Below are 15,518 nucleotides of genomic sequence, written 5' to 3' on the forward strand. Positions count from 1 at the left end.
AGCGGAAAAGGGTAGACTGGGAAGACCCTTGAACACCGATGTGGAGCGCTCGAGAACCCATGACGCCAGACACCCCCGACAGCGTTCCCGAGGACGACTCCTCCATCGCTTCCGACAGCGCGGTGCCCACCCCGGCACCGTCGGAGAAGGTCACGAACGAGTACGGGGCGGACGCCATCCAGGTGCTCGAGGGACTCGAGGCGGTGCGCAAGCGCCCCGGTATGTACATCGGCTCGACCGGTGAGCGGGGCCTCCACCACCTCGTCTACGAGATCGTCGACAACTCCGTCGACGAAGCCCTCGCCGGGTATTGCGACACGATCCACGTCACGATCCTCGAAGACGGCGCGCTGCGCGTCATCGACAACGGCCGCGGCATCCCCGTCGACCCGCACGCCTCCGACCCGACGAAGTCGACCGTCGAGGTCGTGCTGACCGTCCTCCACGCGGGCGGCAAGTTCGGCGGCGGCGGCTACGCCGTCTCGGGAGGCCTGCACGGCGTCGGATCGTCGGTGGTCAACGCGCTGTCGACCCGGTTCGAGGTCGAGATCCGCCGGCAGGGTCACGTGTGGCGGCAGACGTTCTCGGGCGGAGGCAAGCCCGAGGGGCCGCTCGCGAAGGGCGAGGCGACGGAGGAGACCGGCACGGTCATCACCTTCTGGCCGGATGCCGAGATCTTCGAGACCGTCGACTTCGACTACGACACGCTGCGCACGCGCTTCCAGCAGACCGCGTTCCTCAACAAGGGCCTGCGCATCACCCTCAGCGACCTGCGGCCCGCCTCGACCTATGTCGTCGACGGTCCCGACGGCACCGCCCAGGACACCCAGCCGCACGACGACTTCCTCTACGAGCGGGGCCTCGTCGACTACGTCGAGTACCTGAACAAGGTGCGCAAGGCCGAGGTCGTCAACGAGGACATCATCGAGCTGGAGTCGGAGGACACCGTCCGCCACATCTCGCTCGAGCTCGCGATGCAGTGGACCACGAGCTACACCGAGAACGTCTTCACGTTCGCGAACACGATCAACACGCACGAGGGCGGCACTCACGAAGAGGGATTCCGTGCGGCGCTGACGACCCTCGTCAACAAGTACGCGCGCGAGAAGAACCTGCTCAAGGAGAAGGACGACAACCTCACCGGCGACGACATCCGCGAGGGTCTCACCGCCGTCATCTCCGTCAAGCTCTCCGAGCCGCAGTTCGAGGGACAGACCAAAACGAAGCTCGGCAACACCGAGGCGAAAGCGTTCGTGCAGAAGATCGTGGGCGAGAAGCTCACCGACTGGCTCGACCGCAACCCGGCTCAGGCCAAGCGCGTCATCACGAAGGCGATCGACGCCGCGACCGCGCGTCTGGCCGCCCGCAAGGCACGTGAGACCGCGCGCCGCAAGAGCGTGTTCGAGTCGGCATCCATGCCCGACAAGCTCAAGGACTGCACGAGCAAGGACCCCTCCATCAGCGAGATCTTCCTCGTCGAGGGCGACTCGGCCGGAGGCTCGGCCGTGCGGGGCCGCGACCCCGAGACGCAGGCGATCCTGTCGCTGCGCGGCAAGGTGCTCAACGTCGAGAAGGCCCGGCTGGACCGTGCCCTCGGCAACAACGAGATCCAGGCGATCATCTCGGCGTTCGGCACCGGCATCGGCGAGGACTTCACCGTCGAGAAGGCCCGGTACCACAAGATCGTGCTCATGGCCGATGCCGACGTCGACGGCCAGCACATCACGACGCTGCTGCTGACGCTGCTGTTCCGCTACATGCGCGGACTCATCGAGGCGGGGTACGTCTACCTCGCGATGCCGCCGCTGTACCGCCTGAAGTGGTCGAACTCGGAGCACGAGTACGTCTTCAGCGACAAGGAGCGCGACGCGCTGCTGGCCGACGGTCTCGCGAACGGCAAGCGGATGCCGAAGGACTCCGGCATCCAGCGCTACAAGGGTCTCGGCGAGATGAACCCGAAGGAGCTGTGGGAGACGACGATGGACCACAACACCCGGACGCTGCGCCAGGTGACCATCGACGATGCGGCCGCCGCCGACGAGATCTTCTCGGTGCTCATGGGCGAGGACGTCGAGTCCCGCCGCAGCTTCATCCAGCGCAACGCCAAGGACGTCCGCTTCCTCGACATCTGATCGACGATGCGGCAGACGGAACTGAGAACACATGACTGACGAAGAACGTCCGGACACGAACGCCGGCCACAACCACGGCAACATCGACCAGGTCGACCTCCAGGTCGAGATGCAGCGCAGCTACCTCGACTACGCGATGAGCGTCATCGTCGGGCGCGCCCTGCCCGATGTGCGCGACGGCCTGAAGCCGGTGCACCGCCGCGTGATCTACGGCATGTACGACGGCGGATACCGTCCCGACAAGTCGTTCAACAAGTGCGCGCGCGTCGTCGGCGAAGTGATGGGTCAGTACCACCCGCACGGCGACTCGGCCATCTACGACGCCCTCGTCCGCCTCGTGCAGCCGTGGTCGCTGCGCTACCCGCTCGCCGACGGACAGGGCAACTTCGGCTCGCCCGGCAACCAGGGGGCCGCCGCCCCCCGCTACACCGAGACCAAGATGGCCCAGCTCGCCATGGAGATGGTCCGCGACATCGACGAGGAGACCGTCGACTTCGAGGACAACTACGACGGCAAGACGCAGGAGCCCACGGTCCTGCCGGCCCGCTTCCCGAACCTGCTCGTCAACGGCTCGGTCGGCATCGCGGTCGGCATGGCCACCAACATCCCGCCGCACAACCTGCGCGAGGTGGCCGAGGGTGCCCTGTGGGCGCTGGAGAACCCGGACGCCCCGCGCGAGGAGCTGCTCGAGGCGCTGATGTCGCGCATCCACGGTCCGGACTTCCCGACCGGCGCGCAGATCCTCGGCACGAAGGGCATCCGCGACGCGTACCGCACCGGCCGCGGCTCGATCACGATGCGCTCGGTCGTCAACGTGGAAGAGATCCAGGGCCGCACGTGCCTCGTGATCACCGAGCTCCCGTACCAGGTTAACCCCGACAACGTCGCACTGAAGATCCGCGACCTCGCCCGCGACGGCCGCATCACCGGCATCGCCGACATCCGCGACGAGACGAGCGACCGCACCGGGCAGCGACTCGTCATCGTGCTCAAGCGCGACGCCGTCGCGAAGGTCGTGCTCAACAACCTGTACAAGCACACGCAGCTGCAGGAGAACTTCGGCGCGAACATGCTCGCGATCGTCGACGGCGTGCCCCGCACCCTCGCGATCGACGGCTTCATCAGCTACTGGATCGAGCACCAGGTCGAAGTCATCGTGCGGCGCACGCGCTTCCGCCTGCGCAAGGCCGAGGAGCGGATGCACATCCTGCGCGGCTACCTCAAGGCGCTCGACGCGCTCGACGAGGTCATCGCGCTCATCCGCCGCTCCGCGACGGTCGACGACGCGCGCCAGGGCCTCATGGAGCTGCTGGCGATCGACGAGATCCAGGCCGACGCGATCCTCGCGATGCAGCTGCGGCGCCTCGCGGCCCTCGAACGGCAGAAGATCATCGACGAGGCGACCGAGCTCGAGGCGCAGATCGCCGAGTTCAACGCGATCCTCGCCGACCCCGCCCGTCAGCGCGCCATCATCCGCGACGAGCTCACCGGCATCGTCGACAAGTACGGCGACGAGCGCCGCACCCACATCCTGCACGGCTTCGACGGCGACATGTCGATGGAAGACCTCATCCCCGAGGAGGAGGTCGTCGTCACCGTCACCCGGGCCGGCTACGTCAAGCGCACCCGCAGTGACAACTACCGCTCGCAGCACCGCGGCGGCAAGGGCGTCAAGGGTGCGCAGCTGCGCGCCGACGACGTCGTCGAGCACTTCTTCGTGACGACCACGCACCACTGGCTGCTGTTCTTCACCACGAAGGGCCGCGTCTACCGCGCGAAGGGCTACGAACTCCCCGAGGCCGGCCGCGACGCGAAGGGTCAGCATGTCGCGAACCTGCTCGCGCTGCAGCCGGGCGAGGAGATCGCGCAGATCCTCGACATCCGCGACTACAAGGTCGCCACCTACCTCGTGCTCGCCACCCGCGACGGCAAGATCAAGAAGACGGCGCTGTCGGACTACGACACCAACCGTCAGGGCGGCATCATCGCCATCAAGCTCCGCGGTCAGGACGAGGAAGAGGGCGGCGACGAGCTGGTCTCGGCGCTGCTGGTCGACGACACCGACGAGATCCTGCTCATCTCGCGTCTGGGCATGTCGCTGCGCTTCACCGCCGACGACGAGTCGCTGCGCCCGATGGGCCGCTCGACCGAGGGCGTGAAGGGCATGTCGTTCCGCGAAGGCGACAGCCTGCTGTCGGCGTCCGTCGCCGCGGAGTCGGGATACGTCTTCGTCGTCACCGAGGCCGGTTACGCGAAGCGCACCGCGGTCGACCAGTACCGCCTGCAGGGACGCGCCGGACTGGGTGTGAAGGTGGCCAAACTCAACGACGATCGGGGCGTCCTCGCGGGCGGTCTCATCGTCTCCGAGGCCGACGAGGTCTTGGTGGTTCTTGCCAGCGGCAAGGTGGTACGCTCCTCCGTGGCCGAGGTCCCCGCCAAGGGCCGCGACACCATGGGCGTCGTGTTCGCCCGTCCCGACGACGAGGACCGGATCATCGCGATCGCCCGCAACAGCGAGCGCGGACTGACCGAGGCCGCGGATGCCGCAGGGCCCGACGAGGCCGCATCCGCTCCCGCAGACGGGACCACCCCGACCCCCGAAGAGAGTAGTGACGCATGAGCTCGGTAGCCGACAAGCTGGCGCGGAAGTCGTCGAGCAAGACCAGCGCGAAGCAGGTGCGCCTGCGCCTCGTCTACGTCGACTTCTGGTCGGCCGTGAAGCTGTCGTTCCTGGCCTCGGTGGCCCTCGCGATCGTCACGGTCGTCGTCGTCTTCCTCGTCTACATGGTGCTGCAGACGACCGGGCTCATCAGCCAGCTCGACGAGCTGCTCTCGGCGTTCACCGACGGCAGCTTCGTGCTCAGCGACGTGGTCGGCCTGCCGCAGGTCATGGCGTTCGCGGCGATCGTCGCGATCCTCAACCTCATCGTGCTCACGGTTCTGGGTGCGGTCGTGGCCGGCATCTACAACCTCATGGTCAAGGTGACCGGCGGCCTGCTCGTCGGCTTCACCTCGAACTGAGCCGATTTCATCTTTGCCCGCTCGTCGGGTAAAGTCTTGGAGGTTGCGACGCACGCGTCGCACTTCCGAAACGGGGCTATAGCTCAGGCGGTTAGAGCGCTTCACTGATAATGAAGAGGTCCCAGGTTCAAGTCCTGGTAGCCCCACCATCCCCCTTCCCGGGGCCTTAGCTCAGTTGGTAGAGCGCCTGCTTTGCAAGCAGGATGTCGGGAGTTCGATTCTCCCAGGCTCCACTCCTCCTCCCGCAGGTCGCGCCGCACTCCCCTTAGGGTGACGTGTATGGATCTGCGCGTCGCCGCCTACGCCGTCGTCACCGACGGCGACGGACGCGTGCTGCTCGCGCACTGGAACGAGGGCCACCGCTCCGCGTGGACCCTGCCCGGCGGCGGGCTCGAACCCGGCGAGGATCCCGAGGTCGCCGCGCGCCGCGAGGTGCGCGAGGAGACCGGGTACCGGGTGGCACTGGACGCGCTGCTCGGCATCCATTCGCGCGTGATCCCGGCGTCGCAGCGCATCCACGCCGACACCCCGCAGCCGATGCACGCGCTGCGGATCATCTACCGGGCACACGTCGTCGGCGGGCGCCTCACGCACGAGATCGGCGGGTCGACGGATCGGGCGGAATGGTTCCCGCTCAGCGCGATCCCGGCGCTGCACCACGTGAAACTCGTCGACGTCGGCCTGCGCATGGCCGGCCTCGTCCCGGCGACTACTGTCGGGCTTCATCCGTGATGTCGGCGACGGTCGCCCCGTAGGCGGAGATCAACGCATCGGCGTCGACGAACAGACTGTAGCCGTGCGCACCGGCTCCCATCGCGATGCGCTGACCGACGATGCGCTCGTCGGCGAACACCGGCCAGTCGGTCGTGCTGCCGATCGGGACGATGGTGCCGCGCTCGTAGCCCGTCGCTGCGAGAGCACGCTCGGGGTCGGGCAGCTGCAGCTTGTTCACGCCGACGACGGCGCGCAGCTTCGGCCACGAGATCGACCGGTCACCGGGGACGAGCGCGAACAGATACGTGTCGTCGGAACGCTTGACCACGAGCGTCTTGACGATGTCGGCGGGAGTCAGACCCAGCAGCGACGCCGCCTCGTTCAGACTGTTCGCGGCGGGCCGCTCGCGTAGCTCGATGTCGAGCCCGCGAGCGGATGCCGCCGCGCGTACACGATCGGTGGGATCAGGCATCCGGTGCGGCGAGCGGGTCGTCCGCGACCCACAGCTCGTCGTCGGCCCGCAGCGTCTGCCATGCGGCGTAGAGCACACCGGCGGCCGCGGCGATGCCGAGGATGAGGGCGATCACGCCACCCGCGCCCATGCCGGACTTCGCGGGCTTCTCCGACACGGCGAGGCGCTTCGAGGCGGCACTGCCGTACTTGGCGGCCTTCTTCCGCAGCTTCGAGACGTCGATGTCGACCCCGCGGCCGGCGGCGAGACGGCCACGCGTCTCGTTCGCGGCGTCCCACACCGACAGCGCCGAGCCGATCAGCGCGCCCGCGGTGGGGACGAGTTGACGGTTGTAGAAGTGCTTGGAGGCGGCCACGCCCTGGTTCACATACGGGGCGGCGTACGTCTCGTACTTCTCCTGCACCGTGGGGATGACCTGCTCGCGGTTGTAGTTGCCGAGCTGACGACCGGCCTCGCGGGCGACGTCACCGGCCTGGCCGAGCAGCACCTGCTGCGACTCCCAGAGGGTGTTCGCATCCTTCTGGAGCTTGCGGAGTTGCTTCTTGCGCTTGCGGCTGAGGCTCACAGGGCCCTCCCTTTCCCGAGTCGACAGACTCATCCGGGGTCTTTCGTCCCATCTTGCCAGACGGGGCGCGGGCTGCCAGGGGTTGACAGGTGGGAGAATGATGAGCATGCCGATCCACACCGCAGTCGCGACGATCCACACCAACCACGGCGACATCGTCGTCAACCTCTTCGGGGACCACGCACCCCGCACCGTGCAGAACTTCACCGGCCTCGCCGACGGTTCGCAGGCCTGGACCGACCCCGCGACGGGCAAGCCGGGCGAGGGCCCGCTCTACACCGACGTCATCTTCCACCGCATCATCCCGAACTTCATGATCCAGGGCGGCGACCCGCTCGGTCAGGGTGTCGGCGGCCCCGGCTACACCTTCGACGACGAGATCCACCCCGAGCTCAACTTCGGCAACCCGTACCTGCTGGCCATGGCCAACGCAGGCCTGCGCCGCAACGCGATCACCGGCAAGGCCGAGGGCACCAACGGCTCGCAGTTCTTCATCACCACCGACCCGACGCCGTGGCTCAACGGCAAGCACACGATCTTCGGCGAGGTCGCCGACGCCGACTCGCGCGCCGTGGTCGACGCGATCGGCGCCGTGCGCACGGCTGCGGGCGACCGCCCCGTCGAGCCCGTCGTCATCAGCTCGATCGACATCGCCGCGGCCTGACGCGACGACCGTGACCGACGCCGCGTTCCAGGCGAACCCCGACAACTACTGCTATCGGCATCCCGACCGGCAGAGCTTCGTGCTCTGCCAGCGGTGCACCCGCACCATCTGCCCGGAGTGCATGACGCAGATGCCGGTCGGGGTGATCTGTCCCGAATGCCTCGCCGCGCAGCGGCAGGCGTCGGGCCAGGCGCATCGCGAGAACGTGGCGCGCCTGCCGCGGCGTCGGTCACGCACCGGGCTGGACACCCGTCCGCTCGCCACCTATGTGATCGTCGGCGTCACCCTCCTGCTCTACCTGGTGACCCTGATCCCCGGCGTCGGCAGCACGATCGAGTTCTACCTCGCCTACAACAGCGCCCTGGCCGTCGTGCAGCCGTGGCGGATGCTGACGGTCGTGTTCGTGCACGCCAGCATCTTCCATGTCGGACTGAACATGCTCGCCCTCTGGGCGCTGGGGCGCAGCCTCGAGCCGCTGCTCGGCCGCTGGCGATTCGTGGCGCTCTACGCGTTGAGCGCGCTCGGCGGCTCCGCGCTGGTGTCACTGCTGGCCCCGGGCACCTGGGTCGTCGGCGCCTCCGGCGCCGTGTGGGGTCTGCTGGGCGCGATGCTCGTGATCGGCCGGCACATCGGAGCGAACGTCACCGCGATCGCGGTGCTGCTCGGGCTCAACCTCGTCTTCACCTTCCTGCCGGGATCGAATATCTCCTGGCAGGCGCACATCGGCGGCGGCCTCGTGGGCGCCCTCGTCGGCTTCGTCTTCGCGCGCACCCGGAAGGTGCGTCAACGCGCCGCGCAGACCTGGCTGCTCGTCGGCATCGGCGCCGGACTCATCGCGATCTGCGTCGGCTCGGCGCTCGTGTTCTTCCGCTGAGGCGGGGTTTCGACTCGCTGCGCTCGCTCAACCTTTGTGGACGGCCGCTGCGCGCCTGACCACAAACTTATCCACAGGTTCATCCACATGTGGGGATGAATCACACGCGTGTAATTCCTGTCACGGCATTGGCGTGCGGGCGCGCGAAAACGCCGGACGGGCGAACCGTCCGGCGGATGCGGGATGCCGTGGTGTCGGTCAGCGCCAGCGTGTCGTCATGAGGAAGCCGACGAACGCGATGCCGAAGCCGATCACCAGGTTCCAGGCGTCGATGCCCGGGATGGGGAAGCGCGAGCCGCTGAGGTAGAAGACCAGAACCCAGACGAGCCCGATGATCATGAGTCCCAGCATGATCGGCTTGAACCAGACCGGGTTGGGGGCCTGCTCACCCTGAGACTGCTCCAGGGGCTCCTCGCCCTTGTCTGAACGTGCCATGCGCCGATTCTACCGTCAGCTCGCCCTCCACCTCACTGTGCGAGAATCCCGGTGTGGCAGAGGCAACCGAGCAGACCCCCGAGACGTCGCCGAGCCCCGCCGATCCCGCATCCTCGCGCCGTGGTCGACGAGGCGCGCGTGGGGCCGGCCGTCGCCGCGTGTCGGTGGTCGGCGTCATCGGAGAGCTGCTGATCACCGTCGGCGTGGTCGCTCTGCTCTACGTCGCCTGGCAGATGTGGATCGGCGACTGGATCCTCGGGTCGCAGAAGAGCGCCGAGGCCTCCTCCCTGTCGCAGTCGTGGGCCGACGCCCCCGCAGCCACGTCGACACCGACCCCGACGACCACGCCCACACCGGGCGCGACGCCCGAGGTCGCGGTGCCCGTCCTGGCCGAGCCGGCCCACGGTGACCAGTTCGGCGTCATGCACATCCCGCGCTTCGGCTCCGGCTGGCAGTTCACGATCGCCTCCGGCGTCACACGCAAGGACATCCTCGACCAGGGCGAAGTCGGCCACTACCCCGACACCCAGATGCCCGGCGAGATGGGCAACACCGTCTACGCCGCGCACCGGTGGACCTCGGGGGCGCCGTTCGACCCCATCGACAAGCTGGTCGTCGGCGACGCCATCGTGATCGAGACGCAGGACGGCTGGTACACCTACCGCTTCCGCACCCTCGAATACGTGCAGGACACCCAGGTCGACGTGCTCGCCCCCGTTCCGCAGCAGGTCGGCACGACCCCCGACGGCCGCTACCTCACCCTCACCAGCTGCGCCCCGAAGTTCAACATGCTCGAGCGCATCATCGCGTACGCGCTGTTCGAGGACTTCACGCCCCGCGCCGACGGCGCACCCGCCTCGCTCACGGAAGGAGCCGCCTGATGTACGCGGCCCTGTGGCGCATCCTCCCGGGCCCGGCCTGGGTGCGGGTGCTGATCCTCGTCGTCCTCGTCGCGGCCGTGCTCTACGGCCTCTTCTTCTACGCGTTCCCGTGGGTGCAGCAGTTCATCACACCGCAGGACTCCACGATCGGTGGCTGACCGGGGCGGCATCCTCGTCGTCGACAACCACGACAGCTTCGTCCACACGCTCGTGGGCTACCTGCACGAGCTCGGCGCCGCGACGACCCTCGTCGAGGCGGATGCCGTGATCGACGCCGACGCGGCGATCGCCGCATCCGCGGGGGTGCTCGTCTCCCCCGGACCCGGTGCGCCCGAGCACGCCGGTGCCTCGATCGCCGTCGTGCGGGCGGCGGCCCGGGCGCAGATCCCCCTGCTCGGCGTGTGCCTGGGTCACCAGGCCCTCGCCGTCGCGTTCGGCGCCGACGTCTCCCACGCTCCCGAGCTCATGCACGGCATCGCCTGCGAGGTGCGGCACGACGGAGCGGGCGTGTTCGCCGGTCTCCCCGATTCCCTGCGCGCGACGCGCTACCACTCGCTCGCCGTCGACCCCGCCACGATCCCCGCCGAGCTGATCGTCACGGCACGCACCGACAGCGGCGTCGTCATGGGACTCACCCACCGGTCGCTGCCGCTGCAGGGGGTGCAGTTCCACCCCGAGAGCGTGCTGACCGAGGGCGGCCACCGACTGCTCGCGAACTGGCTCGTCACCGCCGGCGTGCCCGACGCACCCGCGCGGGCCGCGCACCTGCATCCGCTGCGCGGCTGACCCGCGGTGAACGCGGGATCAGGAGCCGGTGCAGACCGTCAACTGGATCGCCGAGCCGACCGGCACATCGCCGATGGCCGACTGCGACGCGACCGTCGGCGCGGCGGGATCGCCCACGCAGTTGGGGTCGTCGACCCGCTCCGGCGTCAGCTTCAGATCGTCGGACTGCAGTTCGCGGGTCGCGGCATCCAGGGTCCACCCCGACATGTTCACGACGGTGACCTTGCCGCTGGCGACCACCAGGTTCACGACCGATCCGGCCGCGACCGACGCGCCCTCCGACGGGCTCGACGAGATGACGACGTCGGCCTGCAGGTTCGGGTCGTTGGTCGCCGTCACGGTGCCCAGCTGCAGCCCGGCGGCGGTGAGCGCATCGGTCGCCTCCGCACGGTTGAGCGAGACGACGGTGGGGACGGTCGCCATCTCCTGCCCGGTCGACACGTACACCGAGACCTCCTGGCCCGGCGCGACGCTCGTTCCGGTGGCGGGATCGGTGCGGATGACGTTGCCCTCGGTGACGGCGTCGCTGGACTCGTCGACGCGGTCGGCGATGAGGTCGAGCTTCTCGAGCTCCTCCTGCGCGCGATCCCACGAGACGTCGGTGAGGTCGGGGATGATGCGGGCGTTGCCGGGCACCTCGGCGCCCGGACGGATCGTCACGACCCAGATCAGCACCGAGATCAGCAGCACGGCGAGCAGGGCCACGCCCGTCCAGATCCACGCGACCGGCGGACCCGACTGCGTGCGGCGCATCGTCGTGTCGGAGCTCAACTGGCGCAGCGACCGCGCCGTCTCGGCGGCCTGGCGCGGGTCGGCGCCGTAGAGCTGGTTCTGCAGCGAGGTGACCTGACGCTTGCTCGGCGTCTTGCCTTCGGTCGTCGCCTCCAGCGCGGTGCGGAACGACGCGGCATCCTGGAACCGCTGGAACGGGTCCTTCGCGAGCGCCCGCAGCACGACGGCATCGAGCGAGCGCGACACCTGGCCGTCGAGCTCGGAGGGCGGCACCGGAGCCTCGCTCACGTGCTGGTACGCGACGGCGACCGGCGACTCGCCGCGGAACGGCGCGCGACCGGTGAGCAGCTCGTACAGCACGACACCCGCCGAGTACAGGTCGGCACGTCCGTCGACCGGCTCGCCCTTGGCCTGCTCCGGCGAGAAGTAGGCGGCGGTGCCGATGATCGCCGTCGTCTCGGCGACCGTCGAGGAGGAATCCGACACCGCGCGCGCGATGCCGAAGTCCATGACCTTCACCTGGTCGGCCGGGGTGACCATGACGTTGCCGGGCTTGATGTCGCGGTGCACGACACCGGCGCGGTGGGAGTACTCGAGCGCCTCGAGGATGCCGTCGACGTAGCGCACGGCATCCGTCACCGGCACGTCGCCCTCGGAGATGACGTCCTTCAGCAGCCGCCCCTCGACGAGTTCCATGACGATGTACGGCACCGGTCGCTCGTGGCCGTCGGCATCCGTCGCCACGTCTTCGCCCGCGTCGAAGACGCGCACGATCGCGGGGTGCGACATCCGCGATGCGGCCTGCGCCTCGAGGCGGAACCGGGTGCGGAACGACGCGTCGGCGGCGAGTTCGGGCTTGAGGATCTTGATCGCGACGGCGCGTCCGAGGGTGGTGTCCTCGCCGCGGTACACCGAGGCCATCCCACCGCGACCGATCAGGTCGTCGACCCGGTAGCGGCCGGAAAGAACGCGCGGCTCAGCAGACACTTCACTCCCTCGGCTGGACCTCGCCAGCCTAGTGGACCGTCCTGGACGTCGACCGGGTCAGGGGGCCGGCGTGCTGGTGGGGGTGGACGCCGGCTGGATCGTGGCAACGGCCTCACTGGAGTCGCCCGACACACGCTGACCACCCTCGCCCTCGCAGGTCACCGTGTAGGTGACCGACAAGGCGCCGGGTCCGGCGTCCACGATGAGGTTCGTGGGTCGCTGGTTGATCAGGCGCGTCAGGGTGGGCTGACCGTTCACCTCGAAGATGCCGCCGGAGGCCGTGAACGCGTAGTTCGTGGCCGTGGCGCCGTTCGGGCAGGTGTAGCCCGTCCACATGATCTCGACGGTTGAGCCGCCCGTGACGGTCGCGGCTCCGCCGGCGATCGTCGGGGCACCCGGCTGGGCCATCGGGGTCTCGTCGCCGTAGGCGGTCAGGCGCAGCGAGCCGGTCTGCGGGTTGATGTTCCCCGCCGTCGGGTCGGTCGCGTAGACCAGGCCGATCTGGTCGGAGCTGGGGGCCGCGTTTCCGGTGCTGCAGGAGACGTCGACGATGCCGGCGCCCTTGGCGATCGAGGTCGCCTCGTCGCACGTCTTGCCGATGAGGCCGAGCGACTCGATGTCGATGGGCGTCACTTCGGGCGTCGGGGTGCCGGACTGCGTCGGCGTGCTGCTCGTGGGCGGGGGCGTCGTGGGGTCGCCGTCGCCGTTACCGCCCGACAGCAGTGCCCACAGCGTGCCGCCGAGCACGAGCAGCAGCAGGATGATGAGCGCGATCAGCGGCCACGTCCACGGGCTGCGCTTCTTCTTGGCGGGCGTCTCGCCCTCGGCGTCGGCGCCGGGCTGGTCGAGCGCCGCGGTGCTCGTGGGCATGATACGCGTCGCCTGGTCGGCGCCGACACCGGCCGTCAGCAGCTGGGTGACTTCGTCGACGACGACCGCTCCCCCGGCGATGGCCGGCACGATCGCGGCGGCGCCGGCGATGTCGCCGCGGCGCAGGGCCGTGGCCGCGCGGGCGACGGCGGATGCCGTGGCGGGGCGGTCCTCGGGCTTCTTCGCGATCATGCTGAGCACGAAGTTGCGCACCGGCTCGGCGATCGTCTGCGGCAGCGGCGGCGGGACGTCGTTGATCTGCGCCATCGCGATCGCGACCTGCGACTCCCCCGTGAAGGGACGCTTGCCGGCGAGGGACTCGTACGCGACGATGCCGAGCGAGTAGATGTCGGTCGCCGGGGAGGCCGGGTGACCGGAGGCCTGCTCGGGCGACAGGTACTGCACAGTACCCATGACCTGACCGGTGGCCGTCAGCGGCACCTGATCGGCGATGCGCGCGATGCCGAAGTCGGTGATCTTCACGCGCCCGTCGGGCGTGATGAGCAGGTTGCCGGGCTTGATGTCGCGGTGGACGAGGCCCGCCGCGTGCGCGGCCTGCAGGGCGGCGGCGGTCTGCGCGACGATGTCGAGCGTCTTGTCGGTCGACAGCGACCCCTCGCGCTCGAGGATCGTCGACAGTGCCTCGCCGGGGACGAGCTCCATGACCAGGAAGGCGGAGCCGTTCTCCTCGCCGTAGTCGAAGACGCTGGCGATGCCCTCGTGGTTCACGAGCGCGGCGTGGCGGGCCTCGGCGCGGAAGCGCTCGAGGAACCCGGGGTCGCCCATGTACTCGTCCTTGAGGATCTTGATGGCGACCGTGCGCCCGATCACATGGTCGGTCGCTTCCCAGACCTCGCCCATGCCGCCGATGGCGATCCGCGAGTCCAGCTCGTAGCGTCCACCGAAGCTCACACCCTGCGTCGGTCTCATCCGTTCAGCACCGCCTCAATGACTTTCTTTCCGATCGGGGCCGCGATCTTGCCGCTCTGCCCCGCCTGACCGAGCCCACCGCCGTTCTGCACCATCACGGCGACGACGACCTGGGGGTCGTCGGCCGGTGCGAAACCGGTGAACCAGAGTGTGAAGGGATCGCCCGGATTGTGCTCGGCCGTGCCCGTCTTACCGGCCACGTCGACCCCGTCTATTCTTGCACCGCTGGCCGCGCCGTCATCGACATTGGCGACCATCATCTGCGTCATCAGCTCGGCCTGCGCCGGCGTCAGCGCCGTCTTGAACTCCGAGCTGTCGAACGTCTGCTGCACCGTCAGGTCGGGGGCCACCACCGAGTCGACGAGCAGCGGGTTCATCACCACGCCGTCGTTGGCGATGCCGGCCGAGACCATCGCGATCTGCAGCGGGGTGGCGCGCACGTCGCCCTGCCCGAATCCGCTGAGCGCGGTCTGCGGGTCGTTGAGACCCCGCGGGTACACCGACGCGGTCGTGGTGAGCGGGATGTCGAAGGACTGGTTGAACCCGTACTTCTCGGCCTCTTCGAGGATCGCGTCGTCTCCGAGCTGCACCGCCAGCTGCGCCATCGGGATGTTGCAGCTCAGGCGCAGGGCCGTCGCGAGCGTGACCGTCTCGCCCGGCCCGCAGGCGCCGCGATCGAAGTTGTGGATGAGCGTCGAGGTGCCCGGCAGCGTCCACTCCGACGGATTCTCGAACGTCGAGTCGGGGGTGTAATCGCCCGAAGCGAGTGCGGCCGAGGCCACGACGAGCTTGAACGTCGACCCGGGCGGGTCGAGGTCGCCGGCGATCGCGCGGTTGTACAGCGGCTTGGTCGGGTCGGCCACGAGCCGGTCGTACTCGCTCTGCACCGCGGTGGTGTCGTGCGAGGCGAGCAGGTTCGTGTCGAAACTCGGACTCGTCACCATCGCCAGGATGCGGCCGGTCTTCGGATCCATTGCGACCACCGCGCCCTCGTAGGGCGAGATCGCCTCCCAGGCGGCCTGCTGCACCGCCGGGTCGATCGTGGTGAGCACGTTCGACCCGCGCGGCGGCTGCCCGGTCACTATGCGGTCGATCCGCGAGAGGAACTGCGAGCTGCCGGTGCCGGAGAGCGCGCTGTTCATCGCGCGCTCGAGACCGGTCGACGAGCCGAGCACCGGGTTGATGTAGCCGGTCACCGGCGCCCACTTGTCGGCATCCGGGTAGGTGCGCGACCAGCTGTAGATGTCGGAGCTCGGCACCGACGAGGCGATCAGCTCGCTGCCGGCGAAGATCGAACCGCGCTGCACCTCGTACGAGTCGTAGAGCGCGCGCCGGTTGGCGGTGTTGGCCTGCAGATCGCCCGCGCCGACGGCCTGGATGTAGCTCGTCGAGGCGAACAGGGCGAGGAACATCGCCAGCATCACCAGCGACAGGCGTCGAAGTTCCTTGGTCATG

Annotated in this window: 15 protein-coding genes and 2 tRNA genes; 11 read left to right on the forward strand and 6 right to left on the reverse strand. The window is 68.9% G+C overall.

Annotated features, from left to right (window positions below):
• Window positions 1–59 precede the first annotated feature (59 nt).
• The 6 genes from gyrB (at window position 60) to C7474_RS00685 (ending at window position 5,885) form a co-directional block, all read left to right on the forward strand.
• Window positions 60–2,132: a DNA topoisomerase (ATP-hydrolyzing) subunit B gene (gene gyrB / locus C7474_RS00660; protein ID WP_121056727.1), complete on the forward strand. Its 2,073-nt coding sequence runs from the start codon at window positions 60–62 to the stop codon at window positions 2,130–2,132.
• A gap of 31 nt (window positions 2,133–2,163) precedes the next feature.
• Complete coding sequence (gyrA, locus tag C7474_RS00665) at window positions 2,164–4,752, forward strand: DNA gyrase subunit A (RefSeq protein ID WP_121056729.1); 2,589 nt, start codon at window positions 2,164–2,166, stop codon at window positions 4,750–4,752.
• Entirely contained in the window at window positions 4,749–5,153 is a 405-nt protein-coding gene (locus C7474_RS00670) for a DUF3566 domain-containing protein (protein ID WP_121056731.1), read from the forward strand. The genes gyrA and C7474_RS00670 overlap by 4 nt, the downstream gene beginning before the upstream one ends.
• 72 nt (window positions 5,154–5,225) lie before the next feature.
• Window positions 5,226–5,302: transfer RNA gene (locus C7474_RS00675), tRNA-Ile, on the forward strand.
• 11 nt (window positions 5,303–5,313) lie between these two features.
• Window positions 5,314–5,386: transfer RNA gene (locus tag C7474_RS00680), tRNA-Ala, on the forward strand.
• Window positions 5,387–5,432: 46 nt separating this feature from the next.
• Entirely contained in the window at window positions 5,433–5,885 is a 453-nt protein-coding gene (locus tag C7474_RS00685; protein WP_121056733.1) for an NUDIX hydrolase, read from the forward strand.
• On the opposite strand, the gene C7474_RS00690 is transcribed toward C7474_RS00685, so the two are convergent.
• On the reverse strand, window positions 5,863–6,339 hold the full coding sequence (locus tag C7474_RS00690; protein ID WP_121056735.1) for an aminoacyl-tRNA deacylase: 477 nt from the start codon (window positions 6,337–6,339) through the stop codon (window positions 5,863–5,865). The genes C7474_RS00685 and C7474_RS00690 overlap by 23 nt on opposite strands.
• Window positions 6,332–6,904: a DNA helicase gene (locus tag C7474_RS00695; protein ID WP_121056737.1), complete on the reverse strand. Its 573-nt coding sequence runs from the start codon at window positions 6,902–6,904 to the stop codon at window positions 6,332–6,334. Before C7474_RS00695 ends, C7474_RS00690 begins: the two co-directional genes overlap by 8 nt.
• A 106-nt stretch (window positions 6,905–7,010) precedes the next feature.
• Here C7474_RS00695 and C7474_RS00700 point away from each other — a divergent pair, with 106 nt between their 5' ends.
• Together C7474_RS00700 and C7474_RS00705 are read left to right on the forward strand one after the other, a co-directional pair.
• Window positions 7,011–7,568 carry a peptidylprolyl isomerase gene (locus C7474_RS00700; protein ID WP_121056739.1) on the forward strand — a complete coding sequence of 186 codons (558 nt, stop codon included), beginning with the start codon at window positions 7,011–7,013 and terminating at the stop codon, window positions 7,566–7,568.
• A gap of 10 nt (window positions 7,569–7,578) precedes the next feature.
• Window positions 7,579–8,442: a rhomboid family intramembrane serine protease gene (locus C7474_RS00705; RefSeq protein ID WP_121056741.1), complete on the forward strand. Its 864-nt coding sequence runs from the start codon at window positions 7,579–7,581 to the stop codon at window positions 8,440–8,442.
• A 198-nt stretch (window positions 8,443–8,640) separates the two neighbouring features.
• Here the strand turns inward: C7474_RS00705 and C7474_RS00710 are convergent, their stop codons facing one another.
• A complete protein-coding gene (locus C7474_RS00710; protein WP_121056743.1) occupies window positions 8,641–8,877 on the reverse strand; it encodes a cell division protein CrgA in 237 nt (78 codons plus the stop codon).
• 53 nt (window positions 8,878–8,930) lie between these two features.
• Here C7474_RS00710 and C7474_RS00715 point away from each other — a divergent pair, with 53 nt between their 5' ends.
• The 3 genes from C7474_RS00715 to C7474_RS00720 are packed head-to-tail and all read left to right on the forward strand — an operon-like array spanning window position 8,931 to window position 10,544.
• Window positions 8,931–9,758: a class E sortase gene (locus C7474_RS00715; RefSeq protein WP_147436654.1), complete on the forward strand. Its 828-nt coding sequence runs from the start codon at window positions 8,931–8,933 to the stop codon at window positions 9,756–9,758.
• Entirely contained in the window at window positions 9,758–9,916 is a 159-nt protein-coding gene (locus C7474_RS15105) for a hypothetical protein (protein ID WP_199692333.1), read from the forward strand. The genes C7474_RS00715 and C7474_RS15105 overlap by 1 nt, the downstream gene beginning before the upstream one ends.
• A complete protein-coding gene (locus tag C7474_RS00720) occupies window positions 9,909–10,544 on the forward strand; it encodes an anthranilate synthase component II (RefSeq protein ID WP_121056745.1) in 636 nt (211 codons plus the stop codon). Before C7474_RS15105 ends, C7474_RS00720 begins: the two co-directional genes overlap by 8 nt.
• An 18-nt stretch (window positions 10,545–10,562) precedes the next feature.
• On the opposite strand, the gene pknB is transcribed toward C7474_RS00720, so the two are convergent.
• From pknB to C7474_RS00735, 3 genes are read right to left on the reverse strand one after another with little or no spacing between them, the layout of a single operon-like run.
• Window positions 10,563–12,263, reverse strand: a complete 1,701-nt coding sequence (gene pknB / locus C7474_RS00725) for a Stk1 family PASTA domain-containing Ser/Thr kinase (protein ID WP_121056747.1) — start codon at window positions 12,261–12,263, stop codon at window positions 10,563–10,565.
• 57 nt (window positions 12,264–12,320) lie between these two features.
• The gene (locus C7474_RS00730; RefSeq protein WP_121056749.1) at window positions 12,321–14,063 is read right to left on the reverse strand and encodes a serine/threonine-protein kinase; all 1,743 of its coding nucleotides are present in this window, start codon (window positions 14,061–14,063) and stop codon (window positions 12,321–12,323) included.
• Window positions 14,060–15,517, reverse strand: a complete 1,458-nt coding sequence (locus C7474_RS00735) for a peptidoglycan D,D-transpeptidase FtsI family protein (protein WP_121056751.1) — start codon at window positions 15,515–15,517, stop codon at window positions 14,060–14,062. The genes C7474_RS00730 and C7474_RS00735 overlap by 4 nt, the downstream gene beginning before the upstream one ends.
• Window position 15,518: the final 1 nt, after the last annotated feature.

The organism is Microbacterium telephonicum (assembly GCF_003651225.1).
GTDB lineage: Bacteria > Actinomycetota > Actinomycetes > Actinomycetales > Microbacteriaceae > Microbacterium > Microbacterium telephonicum.